Below are 12428 nucleotides of genomic sequence, written 5' to 3'. Positions count from 1 at the left end.
AAGTACCAAAAGCCATTAGCAATGTAACTTAAATAATCACTGACAGCTTTACAACCATTAGTTAAGAAACGAATTCACAAGCGCACATGTTTTACGTTATCATAGTGAATGTACTACTATGGCTAGATTGTACCTGACGTTCTATCGTTTATGTACCCAAAACCATCGATATGTAAACACTCAAAAAACTCAAGTTTTCACACCTCAAGGATAAAGTATGAAACGTGTCATTACACTGACTGGTCTAGCTATGGCCATCGGACTTGCTACCATGGGCGCACAAGCTGCGGACTATGTCGCTGGAAAAGACTATCGCGTGCTGGACAATCCAGAAAAAGTCAGCGGTGATGCTATTATTGTTCGTGAATTTTTTTGGTATGGCTGCCCGCATTGTAATGTACTTGACCCGCATATGGCAAAATGGGCAAAGACTAAAGACAAAGATGTGGCGTTTTTTAGGACTCCAGCAGCGCTTAACCCAGTCTGGGAAGCCAATGCTCGTGGCTTTTATGCAGCGCAGCTTTTAGGATTTGAAAACAAAACCCATAGTGCATTATTTGACGCAATTCATAAAGATGGCAAAAAGTTATTTGATCAAGCGTCATTGAGTAAATGGTACGGCTCTAAAGGCGTTGACGAAAAGAAATTCAACAGTCTTTATAACTCATTCGCCGTGGGTACAAAAATCGGTCGCTCACAAGCTGGCGCTAAGCGCTATCAGCTCTCTGGTGTGCCAGCCGTTGTCGTACAAGGTAAATATGTCGTGACTGGTGAAGATGCTAAAGTAACTAAAGTCGTTGATTATTTGGTTGATAAAGCACGCGCTGAAAAGAAATAATTTCGCGCCTGTTGTTTGTAGATGATTCACAAAAATATCTATCGATTCACGCATAACAAAGCCAATCTTTTGAAGATTGGCTTTTTTGCATTTCAATATATTGTTAATACTGCATAAATTATTTATCGTCAAAATACTTTAAAAACGCTACGGTACTGCTGGTATCAATTTTTCGAAGCCTCTGTCTGCAAAGCCGCAGCAAGCGAGGAAAATTTATACCAGTAGTATCTGACTATTGATGTATCGACTTAACTTTTCATCGACTTAATTACATATCGACTTAACTTTTCGTCGACTATAGTCAAATTGCCTTTTATCACTATTTCTTTAAATGAGACAAGATAGCGACTTCGCGTATATAACTTGCCAAATCTTCTTTAGACTCTGCCATCAGCTCATTATCTTGCGTGTGTTTCGCATATTCAATCCATAGCAGTAATTGATACATGCTGTTTTGCTCAGAGGCTTTATATTGTTTTACAAACTGCTTAAGCGTGCCTTCATCGTTGATATTTAAACGCTCAGACCAGCTTTCTATTTTCGCTATTTGTTCCTTAGGGAAAAACGCATCAAACAATGCTTTCACCAACTCGTGGCGATTTTCTTCGCTAATAAGCTTACCGACGCGCTTGGTCTGACGAATACGAGCAGTGGCGCTGGTAATATCAGCCAATGCCATCAACTCTGCCATAAAATAATCGCTGGCAGGCAACATTTTTAACTGCTTTTTCGACAAACTAGCAAGCGGTATCGATAGCTGTTGCAAGCGTTCATGGGCTTTTTTGAGTTCTGTGCGCGAGACGCGCATATCCTGTTCTGACCAGTCAATCATAAAACCTTTCCAAAATAATGAATAATAAAATGAATCGTATTTGATCTATACTAATAACTAATAACTAATAACTAATAACTACCAACGATTTTTTTCACGATGTTTTGCCAGTACTTTGATACCTTTTGGCATATTTTCGGCAAGACGACGTTGTAAATTATCGGTAATGAATACGGATCGATGCTTACCACCCGTACAACCGATCGCCACTGTCACCGTATGGCGGTTGTTGTGTAAAAACTCAGGTAGCCAACGTGTCAAAAATTTATCGATATCATCGCTCATCTCTGCCACTTCCGGATAATCCGCAAAAAAAGCGGAAACTTCAGCGTCAAGACCCGTCGACGTACGTAGTTCAGGATTCCAATGCGGATTCGGTAAAATCCGCACATCAAATATAAAGTCTGCATCAATAGGGCTGCCATACTTAAAGCCAAAAGACAGCAAATTGATAACAATCTGATTGTCCATACCAATATAGTCACGCAAATTATCTTTTAACTGGTGAATATTCAGGCTACTGGTATCAATCGTAATATCAGCGTAAACAGCGATTGGCTCTAATAAATCTGCTTCTTTTTTGATGGCAGCAGGTAGATTAAAAGCAATGTGCTTAGCGTTATCACTATCAACATCCTGCGACATCAAGGGATGTACACGGCGAGTCGCATTGAAACGCGCTATCAGCGTGCTCTCTTGCGCTGTCACGTACACCACTTTTACTGCATGTGCACCGTACGTCTCTTCTAGAGACTGATATGTTTCTGCAAAATTGGACAAATCAGCATGCGGTGTTCGAATATCAACACCGAGCGCAATGCGAAGAATACCGCTTTCATTGACCAGTTTATGGGCGGCTTGCGGCAACAAGGACAACGGCAAATTATCAATAGAGTAATATCCTAAATCTTCTAAGATATTTAATACTGAAGTTTTACCTGATCCTGAGCGTCCTGATACAACTAAGATACTGAGCTTCTCGGTTGCTACTTTATGTGCTACCTGCTCAGACTGATCGCTGCTTTTGTCCTGACTTACATCCATGATCCACCCATTTTAGTCGATTGCATCCTGCAAGTTACTGTGTCAAAATTTCTGATTCACTGTCACCGATTGGTTATCTAACAAACGTGCACGCCCTAGCCAAGCCGCAACCAGAATAATGAGTTTTTTATTTTCTGCATTAAAACTAGCAGAATCAGTAGCGATAGAATCTAGCTCGTCGGTCTTTATTTCTAAATAATCAATAATAAAACCCGCATCGGTAATACGTGCATAGGTCTCTGCTAGCAATGACTTGATTTTTGGCTGACTCTGATCGTCATTCTCTAGCTGCTGTGACAACCGCTGCATTTCTTGATGTAGCACAGGCGCTATTTGACGTTCAGCTGCATTTAAGTATTGATTGCGCGATGATAATGCCAAACCATCATCAGCACGAATAATAGGTGCGCCAATAATCTCAATTGGGTAGCTTAAATCACGCACTAACTGCTTAATAATTGCTAATTGCTGATAATCTTTTTGTCCAAAAATAGCAATGTCAGGTTGTACAATGTTAAATAGTTTAGAGACGACAATACCAACACCATCGAAGTGACCAGGACGAGATTGACCACACAACTGAGCCGTAATAGCACCCGCGAGAACGGTAGTCGGTGGTGGCAACACGGGATACATCTCATCGGTACTGGGCGCAAAAACATAATCTGCACCAACCGTGGCGAGCTTTGCCACATCATCATCTAACGTGCGAGGATAGCTATTAAAGTCCTCTCCTTCTCCAAACTGAGTAGGATTAACAAAGATACTCACTACCACGATATCTGCCTGCTGCTTAGCAATTTTTACCAGTTCTAAATGACCATCATGCAGATTGCCCATTGTTGGCACTAAAGCAATACGTTTTGAGCCCATCTTACCGTCATTTTGGTGGCCGCGATAAGGCTGTAAGGCGGCGCGCAGTGCTGAGATATAGTGATGAATAATTGGCATGGTTCAATGTTCTTCTGTTTCAAATCTTAAATAAGGTTAGGGCGTGTTGAACATTCCACCGTGGCACTGACAGAGACTGTCTTTTAGACGATTCGACGTTAAAAATAGTAAGTTTAGTCATTCTAAGCGTCTCTTTTTAACAAGGAAGCGACAGAAAAGAGTTTTGTCCCTGTTTATTGAATGAAGGCTGATACTAAAATCGCCCTAGTCATTGTAAAAATCCAGCCAACGCATCTGCATTACCTGCGATTTCCACTTAGACTAGAACCATTTTAGCTATCAGCAGTGCCTTCTTGTGAATAATCAAATAGGCCCTAGCTAAATTGGTGCTGTTCAGTGGGAAAACTACCGTCCCGTACGGACTGGTGGTAGAGCGCAAATGCCCCTTCAATACTACGCGTACTGTTACGATCATCAGTCAAAAAATCATGAACAAAGCGTGGTACACGGCCATGAGCCATACCTAGCATGTCATGCATGACCAATACTTGACCATCAGTATCTGCACCCGCACCAATGCCAATCACTGGTACTGTCACGGATTCCGTTATTATTTTGGCAAGCTCAGCTGGTACGCACTCTAGAACCAGCAAAGCAGCACCAGCAGCAACCACAGCTTTAGCATCGGTCAGCAACTTATCAGCCGCTGCATCGCCGCGACCTTGAATTTTATAGCCGCCAAAGACATTGACCGATTGCGGTGTCAGACCTAAATGTACACAGGTGGGTGTGCCCGTTTGCGCCAAGGTCGTGATTAAATCACACAGCTCGCTACCGCCCTCAACTTTAATGACATGCGCACCCGCTTGCATCAAGCGCCGACTATTAGCCACCGCTTCTGGTAACGTCACATAACTCATGAACGGTAGGTCAGCCAAAATTAGAGCATGATTGTTGCTGCGAGCAATATTAGCCGTATGATAAGCCATATCGTCGACTGTCACGGGCAATGTTGAGTCATGGCCTTGTACAACCATACCCAAACTGTCGCCGATTAAAATAGTATCAATCTGCGCCTTATCCATCATTCTTGCAAACATAGCGTCATAGCACGTCAAGCAAGTAAACTTGGTACCGTCTTTTTTAAATTTATTTAAAGTAGATAACGTTGTCATATGACCCTCAATTAGCTCACGATGCCTTTAACTTTCAACCATTAAGGTTTCTCAACCAATCTTTCTATATAGGCAGTTCTAAATAAAATCGATACGTTAATGGGCATGTGCGACTGACATAAATTTTTCTTGCTTGCTGCTAATACAGAGGCGGCAAAAAATTCATGCCAGTCGCACTACACCACTTTTAAAGTGAGTCGACTATAATAATTTTAAGCCTGTCCAGTCTGCACTTTGTGGATAATCACTTATTGATATCCCTGAAATATTCAAAGTTGGAACCAACTCTCGTAGCGGTATCAAAACAAAATTACGTTCAGACAATCCAGCATGCGGTATGGTGAGTTTCGGCTCGGTCATCTGTGTGTCGCCATACAATAAAATATCGACATCTAGACTACGCTCACCCCAACGCCGTATGCGCGCACGTTTGGCCATCGCTTCTAACTGCTGGCAAAACGCAAGCAATTCAAACGCTGTCAACGTCGTCTCAAAACCAGCCACTGCATTGACAAAATCTGGCTGATCTTGTGGTCCCATAGGTGCTGATGCATAAAAAGAAGAAACGCTAACATCACGTATATTTTTATGCTCTCGCATACCTGCAAGTGCTTGCTGCAAATGCTCTACTGGTGAACCTAACTCATTCATTAGGTTGCTACCCAAGCCAGCATAGCAGGTGACCCAAATGCTCTCATCCTTACTACCATCAATATCGGACTCAGTTTGTGTGTTACTAGGCTGAGCACGGCTCTCGAAGCTATCCATGGTTATCACTTCACTCTAAAATTCGAAGTCAACATCTACCCTCAACACTAAGCGTTGTCAGCACTTGGCTGACGTCGGCGGCGCTTCGATGGAACAGGGCCTTTATTGTCAGTCATTTTACTGTCAAACGATTTACTGTCAGACGCTTTGCTAGCAGTAATCTGACTATAGACAGCTTGACCGTTTTTAGTAGAACGGCTTCTAGTAGAACGAGTTTTAGCTGGCTCTGTTTCTATTGATTTGGCTGGTTTGTTAGCTTTAGTCGCTACTTTATCACTTGATTGAGCAACCAATTTCGGCGCTTTTTTCGCATATTTTGCAGCTGCTTGATCACCGTTATTAATCTTTGGAGCTTCTAAACCGTTGGTACTATCCACAGTAGGTTGACGACGGCGACGTTTATATGGAATCGGCTCATTATTCATGCTAACTAATGCCGGCGACGTTGCTACTGAACGAGTCGTATTGGTTTTAGCAGATGAAGCCTTAACCTCAGCTTGTTCTGTCTTGGGTTGCTGAGCATTATTTGAGCGCTCAACGTTATTATCAGATTTTGCATTCTGCTTGCGTGAATTTTCCTCAGCCGATACATGCTTAGTGGCTGGTTTTTTCTGCCTAGAGGCTTTTACACGTTCAGATTTTTCATCACCTGACAGCTGCTTTTGTAAAGGCGGCACCACTTTTTCGTGCTCGATAACAAACAATGGCGCGGGCTTTGCATCATGACGTTTATTTGCCGCTTGATTACCGTTACTATTGGCAAGAGATAACTGCTGTAACTGTGCAAGCTCGCTGCTGTCTTGTTTTGTCTGCTGCGTATTGCCATCCCTACTCTTATTGCCATTAGACTGCTTAGCAGAAGTAGGTTGGCTGGCAGCGCGGCGACGGCGTGACGGAATATTTGACGGATCGTTTACCATTGTCTGCTGACTCACACTTTTTTCAGTACCATCATTGGTTTTGCTGTTTTTTGTGTTCTGTTGAATAGACGCTGACTCATCAACGATATTTGACTCTGCCGCTTGACGATTACGCCCGCGACCACGCTGTCCTTGTTTATAAGCACCGCGACGAATGTTTTCATCGAATTCGTCAATAGCTTGCTGCTGATCTTGCTCTGACAATGTCTGATACGTCTGCCACCACTCGCCCATATCATTGGTCGACTCTGATAATGGATGCTCCGCATCACCGCACTGTTCGCGCAATAATAAAAAGTCAAAACCCGCTCGAAAACGTGGATGTTCAGAGAGTTGAACAATTTGTTTGCTACGCGGGGCGGCCAATTTTGGCTGTAACACCCAAATATCACGAATAAACTGCTCAGCAAATTTAGGAATCGCCGTCTTGATACGTTGACGGTCGATAACTTTACTAGCGGCATGCATCTGCGCTTCAGCAAATGGCATATTACGCTTTTTGGCTTTTGCTAACTGATGCAGATAATTTTCCCATAATAAAGCGGCATAGAAAAATGCTGGATTGATACTTTTGCCCGCAGCAATACGTTTGTCCGTATTGACTGCCACTTGTTTGACCAGCGCACTAGGCTCAGAGGGTGGATAAATGATTAGGCTGTCAATCGCGCCCGACTCAAACAAGAGTGGCAATAATGGCACCAAATAGCCGCCAGTAAACATTTTTTGCGTTTCATCATAAAGACGATGCGGTGATATCTGTTCAAGTAGCGCCCAATTGCCATCGTGAAATTGCTCGGACAATGCGTCGTCAAATTCAAAGCCTAGCTTGGCTTTGAAACGTAAGGCACGCAGCAAGCGTACAGGATCTTCTTCAATACGAACGGGCGCATTGCCCAATAGGCGAATAATTCTATTATCAATGTCTTCAAGTGCCCCGCAAAAATCATGAACCACCCCTTTGAGCGGCTGATAATAAAGCGCATTGATGGAGAAATCACGACGAGAGAAATCTTGCTTGATATCGCCCCAGACGTTATCACGCAGGATCATACCGTCTTGATTGGTATTAGCATCACTGGTTGGTGGGCCTCGAAAAGTCGCCACTTCAATGAGTTCTCGTCCTGAATACACGTGTGCCAATTGAAAGCGGCGTCCAATAATGCGGCAGCGTTTGCCAAAGACGTCTTTAATCTCGTGCGGCTTGGCATCAGTGACAGCGTCAAAGTCTTTTGGGCGCAGACCCAATAAGGTATCGCGCACACCACCACCGACGATATAGGCGTCAAACCCAGCTCGGGTCAAGGTGGCAATTACTTCAGTAATGGAATTGGGTAATTCAGATTTATTCAGTTCTAACTGCTTGGCGGCACGCTCGGCCATGCATCTACTCCTCGCCAGTATTCTTTGACCACCCCTGATGAACACAGCGTTTATCAGGCGGATGTAACTGCTAGTTTAACAAATTTTGCGCTTAGTAGGTGTATTTAGACATTTACTTACGTGCTATTTTGTCAATATGGGGCTTAATTAATGCAAAATATAGCTATCTCACCTGCACTCGCAAACGTCCTCGGTTATTCTCGATGGTTTTTGCACCAATGCCTTTAACCTTTGCCAATTCATCAACGGCTTTGAAACTGCCAAACATTTCACGATATAAAATAATTGCCTGTGCTTTACTGCTGCCAATACCATGCAGTGACGTGAGCTCACCTTCGCTAGCGCGATTGATATCAACTGTTTTTTGATCACGCGCTTGTACGGTCGCGGCTTCTTTTGCTAACAAATACTGGTAAGCACGTTGAGGATCATCAAAACAGGGCGTAGCGTTCGCGTTACTGAGCATCATGACAACTAAAGCGAGGCCTAAGGCAGCGTTCGTTATCGAGCCAACAAAGCTCATTGTTAAGCTGGCAAATGAGTATTTATGATGAACGTTCATGTCGTTTGGCCGCGTCCCACAGTGCATCCATTTCTGTTATATCGCTGTCCTCTAAACGCTTGCCAGCCGCTGTCAATTGATCTTCAATATAGCCAAAACGTGATTTAAATTTATGCACACAAGTCAATGTCGCTGTCTCGGCGTCAAGATTTAACTTGCGCGCAACATTGACCAGCGCAAACATGCAATCGCCCAGCTCTTTTTCAATGTCCCTAATATTGGCTTTGACCTCATATTTGGGCTTATCTGCTAGCTCGTTCTTGAGCTCGGCAATTTCTTCATCCAACTTATCGAAAGCACCGCTTACGCCCTCCCAGTCAAAACCAAGCTTTGACGCCTGCTTTTGTATATCCTGCGCTTGCATGAGCGCACTGCCCGCTTTGATCTTATCCAAACGACGCGTCGGTTTACCACGTGCTTCGCGAGCTTGCTGCTCTTCTACCTTGATTTCATCCCAGCGTACCTTTACCGCCGCTTCATCTTTGAGGGTTTCGGCTTCAAAGACATGCGGATGACGACGAATCAACTTCTCTTGCAAGGTCGTAATGACGTCACTCATATCAAAACGCCCTTGTTCAGCATACATCTGACAATGAAAAACCACTTGCAATAATACGTCGCCAAGCTCGCCCTTAATGTCTTCATCATCATCGCTTTGTACCGCTTCGCCCAGCTCGTAGGCTTCTTCGATAGCGTAAGGAATTAAGCTATGATTGCTTTGCTTTTTATCCCAAGGGCAGTCAACCCGTAGCCTTGCCATCAAAGCCAATAAATCGTCTAATTCACCACTGGCAGTTGGTGTTCCTTGTACTGGCATGGGTACGTTAACTTTATTTTTTAAATTACTCATAAAAGATGCTCTTATACTTTTATTGGTTATTAGGTAGAACCATATTAAGTTTATAACGATTTTGTCGTTAGTGTAGCATTGAACGCTTACTGGCCTATAATGGTGCTATCTACTTTATTATTTTACCACTGCTCACGCGCAAGGAACCTTATTATGTCCACTTCTGCGACAACTGGCTATCAACCAGCAACTGAATTTAACCCTATTACGATCTCTTCATTTAAGGCTTATGATATCCGCGGCGAGCTTGGCGTCAGTCTTGACGAAGATATCGCTTACCGTATCGGACGTGCCTTTGCGCAGATTTTATATCAGCGTTATCAAACAGTAGCTGAAGCCAGTGACATGACAAATCTACAGCCTGCTATCGTTATCGGTAGTGATATTCGCCAATCAAGCGAGCAATTAAAACAAGCCTCCATCAAAGGCATGTTAGATGCGGGCGTCGATGTCATCGATTTGGGCATGACTGGGACAGAAGAGGTCTACTTTGCCACCAGTCACTATCAAGCGCTAGGTGGTATAGAAGTGACAGCGAGTCATAATCCTATCAACTATAATGGCTTGAAATTAGTCAAGGAACACTCAAAACCGATTAGCGCTGATGACGGTTTAGCAGAGATTCAAATGCTAGCAGAATCAGGGCAGTTTACCACTGCTGATACGCTCGGCAAACTGCAATTGCTCACGGATAAAACTGCTTATATCGATCATGTGATGACTTTTATCGATACTGATAAATTGCAGCCGTTAAAATTGGTCATCAACTCAGGCAATGGCAGTGCGGGACCCGTGGTTGATTTATTAGTTGATAAGTTGCTACAAGCAGGTGCGCCCATTGAGGTGATTAAGCTGCATCATACACCAGATGGCAGCTTTCCAAATGGTATTCCCAATCCGATGATTGAAGCCAATAGAATCGCCACTCAGCAAGCCGTGCTAGAAAATGAAGCAGACCTTGGTATCGCCTTTGATGGTGATTTTGATCGATGTTTTTTATTCGATGAAAGTGGTGAATTTATTGATGGTAGCTACATCGTTGGGATGCTCGCTCAAGCCTTCTTAAATAAGTATCCAAATGAGTCGATCGTTTATGATCCACGAGTGATATACAACACTGAAGCGGTGATTAAAGAGCATAACGGTAAGGCTGTTATTAGTAAGTCTGGACATTCATTTATTAAGCAAGTCATGCGTGAATCAGGTGCTATTTATGGCGGCGAGATGTCTGCTCATCACTACTTTCGCGACTTTTTCTATTGCGATAGCGGCATGATTCCATGGCTTTTAACGATTGAGCTGTTGTCTATCACCGGTAAAACACTTTCGGAGTTGGTTACTGGCTATATTCAAGCATACCCAAGTTCAGGTGAGCTTAATTTTCATCTCACCACTCATGATGCGTCGATGATTATTAATGCTATCGAGGAAAAATTTAGCACCGAGAATCCGACCAAATCGACCCTTGATGGCCTCAGTCTCAACTTTGGCGATTGGCGATTTAATCTGCGTGCCTCCAATACCGAGCCGCTTATCAGATTAAATATTGAAAGTCGCGGCGATGAGTTATTGTTAGTTACCAAAACGCAAGAGATTCAGCAATGGTTAGCAGCGCAAGGTGCTGTACCAGCTTAAGTACTTATAATTGTTATAAACAGTTATAAATTTATAACAAATAAGCGCCAGTTAACGTTTAGATTAACTGGCGCTTATTTGTTATTTAGCTTATGAAAGCTTTATCTATACAGTGGCTTTGGCTACGACAAAAATATTATTTAGTACGACCAATCCCAAGATAATCACCTACTAAAGCATCAATCTGTGCCCGTGTCAGCGCATTTTGAGCATCAAATATAGGCATGGCTTGTTGATTAAGCTGCGCCACATCGAGTCTATGTTGCGGTGATAAGGTAATGATAAACACTGCTTGCGCTGCATTAAGTTGCTCATAAGGACTGTCAACGAGTTCTAATAGCGGCTGCTCGCGGTAACGATCGCTAAGCTCACTTTTGGCCTTATCGCTATAAATGATAGTGCGGATATTATAAGACCACAAGAGCTCTAATAGCGGATGGATCGCTGAACCAGCTGTGCGTCCTGATCCCGGTTTATAACTGGCTCCCCATATCATGACGGTTCTGTTGTCGATAAAACCGTCAAAGTACTGCCAAAACTTGCGGAATATAAGCTCTTTTTGATCTTCGTTAATATGCATAACGGACTGTAGCAATGGCATGTTAACGCTATTGCTTTGTGCAGATTGCTGTAATTTATCAAGCTCCGTAGGTAGCGTATTACCACCAAACCCCCATCCCGCCTGCAAGTAGCTACCGCCCACTCGTGCATCAAGTCCCATAATACCACTAACTTTTTGGATATCGACTCGATGACTGTCAGCCAAACGCGACATCTCATTCATAAAGCTAACGCGAGTCGCCAGCATTGCCATGATACTACTGCGCGCAAACTCTATAGTTGCGATATCGGCATGGTGATACGCTTGAGCATGTTGAATTAATGGCTGTAACACAGTTAGATGCTGGCTGCTGTCTGGCGTCTTTTCACCAATTAGCCAAAGTGAAGGGGTCAGCATCGAGCTATAAGCCTCGCCATCTTGCAAAAATACAAACGGTACATAATACACCCAAGGCCGTTGCAGACGCTCAGCTAATGTAGGAATGTAGCCCAATGGCTCAATGCCGCTAATAATAATCGGTAAGGTTTGCTGTTGACTGTGATTAAAAGCCATAATCCAATGATCATTCAACCATACAGTCTTAATACTATCTAAAAACACCCAATATAAGGCTACTGAGGTAGCAGAATGATTAGGAGCTGTGCCTTGCTCATAGCTTTTAATCAGCTGATCAGCACTCTCAGGTAACTCTCGGTTACTAATTTTCTGCTGCTGAGTATACAACTGCCATAAAGCCTGCAAATGGTGCTCAAAGCCGTACTGTTGCAACTGCTGCTTTAATATTTTTCCATCTGCATATAAATGCACTCTTCGACCTAAACTTGCCAGCACGACGCTACTAGTAATAGCCTCGATATCATGGCCAATAATAACGCAGACTTTTGAATGTTCAGCGTCATAGGGACTAGCGTTTTGGATAAAATCAGAGGTCATAGCGCTACCTTTTTGTATTTTTATTTTCGTAATAATTT

General features: G+C 43.2%; 11 protein-coding genes. 2 read left to right on the top strand and 9 right to left on the bottom strand.

The features are described from left to right. Window positions 1-217 precede the first annotated feature (217 nt). Window positions 218-838 carry a thiol:disulfide interchange protein DsbA/DsbL gene (locus tag JMX48_RS06295; protein ID WP_201535677.1) on the top strand — a complete coding sequence of 207 codons (621 nt, stop codon included), beginning with the start codon at window positions 218-220 and terminating at the stop codon, window positions 836-838. 319 nt (window positions 839-1157) lie between these two features. Here JMX48_RS06295 and yjgA read toward each other — a convergent pair whose 3' ends face one another. The 8 genes from yjgA to mazG form a co-directional block, all read right to left on the bottom strand. Beyond that, the gene (gene yjgA, locus JMX48_RS06290) at window positions 1158-1670 is read right to left on the bottom strand and encodes a ribosome biogenesis factor YjgA (protein ID WP_201535674.1); all 513 of its coding nucleotides are present in this window, start codon (window positions 1668-1670) and stop codon (window positions 1158-1160) included. Between the two features lie 78 nt (window positions 1671-1748). Next, on the bottom strand, window positions 1749-2714 hold the full coding sequence (rapZ, locus tag JMX48_RS06285; protein WP_201535671.1) for an RNase adapter RapZ: 966 nt from the start codon (window positions 2712-2714) through the stop codon (window positions 1749-1751). A gap of 42 nt (window positions 2715-2756) precedes the next feature. After that, complete coding sequence (gene panC / locus JMX48_RS06280) at window positions 2757-3665, bottom strand: pantoate--beta-alanine ligase (protein WP_201535668.1); 909 nt, start codon at window positions 3663-3665, stop codon at window positions 2757-2759. A gap of 314 nt (window positions 3666-3979) precedes the next feature. Next, window positions 3980-4780 carry a 3-methyl-2-oxobutanoate hydroxymethyltransferase gene (gene panB / locus JMX48_RS06275; protein ID WP_201535665.1) on the bottom strand — a complete coding sequence of 267 codons (801 nt, stop codon included), beginning with the start codon at window positions 4778-4780 and terminating at the stop codon, window positions 3980-3982. Between the two features lie 201 nt (window positions 4781-4981). Then, on the bottom strand, window positions 4982-5548 hold the full coding sequence (gene folK, locus JMX48_RS06270; RefSeq protein ID WP_201535662.1) for a 2-amino-4-hydroxy-6-hydroxymethyldihydropteridine diphosphokinase: 567 nt from the start codon (window positions 5546-5548) through the stop codon (window positions 4982-4984). Window positions 5549-5595: 47 nt separating this feature from the next. Continuing rightward, window positions 5596-7848 (bottom strand): polynucleotide adenylyltransferase PcnB, encoded by a 2253-nt coding sequence (gene pcnB / locus JMX48_RS06265; RefSeq protein WP_201535659.1) that lies wholly within the window; start codon window positions 7846-7848, stop codon window positions 5596-5598. Between the two features lie 163 nt (window positions 7849-8011). Beyond that, on the bottom strand, window positions 8012-8410 hold the full coding sequence (locus JMX48_RS06260; protein ID WP_201535656.1) for a ComEA family DNA-binding protein: 399 nt from the start codon (window positions 8408-8410) through the stop codon (window positions 8012-8014). Continuing rightward, window positions 8394-9260 (bottom strand): nucleoside triphosphate pyrophosphohydrolase, encoded by an 867-nt coding sequence (gene mazG / locus JMX48_RS06255; protein WP_201535653.1) that lies wholly within the window; start codon window positions 9258-9260, stop codon window positions 8394-8396. Before mazG ends, JMX48_RS06260 begins: the two co-directional genes overlap by 17 nt. Before the next feature lie 153 nt (window positions 9261-9413). On the opposite strand from mazG, the gene JMX48_RS06250 reads away from it, so the two are divergent. Next, window positions 9414-10895: a phosphomannomutase CpsG gene (locus tag JMX48_RS06250; RefSeq protein ID WP_201535650.1), complete on the top strand. Its 1482-nt coding sequence runs from the start codon at window positions 9414-9416 to the stop codon at window positions 10893-10895. A 136-nt stretch (window positions 10896-11031) separates the two neighbouring features. Here JMX48_RS06250 and JMX48_RS06245 read toward each other — a convergent pair whose 3' ends face one another. Then, window positions 11032-12390 carry a UDP-glucose/GDP-mannose dehydrogenase family protein gene (locus JMX48_RS06245; RefSeq protein ID WP_201535648.1) on the bottom strand — a complete coding sequence of 453 codons (1359 nt, stop codon included), beginning with the start codon at window positions 12388-12390 and terminating at the stop codon, window positions 11032-11034. Window positions 12391-12428 lie beyond the last annotated feature (38 nt).

Source organism: Psychrobacter immobilis, from assembly GCF_904846225.1.
GTDB classification, from domain to species: Bacteria; Pseudomonadota; Gammaproteobacteria; order Pseudomonadales; family Moraxellaceae; genus Psychrobacter; species Psychrobacter immobilis_F.
Note: the sequence above shows the minus strand (reverse complement) of the source record. Positions and strands in the feature narration are given on the sequence as shown.

What these genes read in the sequence shown, in the direction of transcription:
- JMX48_RS06295 (WP_201535677.1), top strand. Translation starts at nt 218, where the DNA reads ATGAAACGTGTCATTACACTGACTGGTCTAGCTATGGCCATCGGACTT.
- yjgA (WP_201535674.1), bottom strand. Translation starts at nt 1,670, where the DNA reads ATGATTGACTGGTCAGAACAGGATATGCGCGTCTCGCGCACAGAACTC.
- rapZ (WP_201535671.1), bottom strand. Translation starts at nt 2,714, where the DNA reads ATGGATGTAAGTCAGGACAAAAGCAGCGATCAGTCTGAGCAGGTAGCA.
- panC (WP_201535668.1), bottom strand. Translation starts at nt 3,665, where the DNA reads ATGCCAATTATTCATCACTATATCTCAGCACTGCGCGCCGCCTTACAG.
- panB (WP_201535665.1), bottom strand. Translation starts at nt 4,780, where the DNA reads ATGACAACGTTATCTACTTTAAATAAATTTAAAAAAGACGGTACCAAG.
- folK (WP_201535662.1), bottom strand. Translation starts at nt 5,548, where the DNA reads ATGGATAGCTTCGAGAGCCGTGCTCAGCCTAGTAACACACAAACTGAG.
- pcnB (WP_201535659.1), bottom strand. Translation starts at nt 7,848, where the DNA reads ATGGCCGAGCGTGCCGCCAAGCAGTTAGAACTGAATAAATCTGAATTA.
- JMX48_RS06260 (WP_201535656.1), bottom strand. Translation starts at nt 8,410, where the DNA reads ATGAACGTTCATCATAAATACTCATTTGCCAGCTTAACAATGAGCTTT.
- mazG (WP_201535653.1), bottom strand. Translation starts at nt 9,260, where the DNA reads ATGAGTAATTTAAAAAATAAAGTTAACGTACCCATGCCAGTACAAGGA.
- JMX48_RS06250 (WP_201535650.1), top strand. Translation starts at nt 9,414, where the DNA reads ATGTCCACTTCTGCGACAACTGGCTATCAACCAGCAACTGAATTTAAC.
- JMX48_RS06245 (WP_201535648.1), bottom strand. Translation starts at nt 12,390, where the DNA reads ATGACCTCTGATTTTATCCAAAACGCTAGTCCCTATGACGCTGAACAT.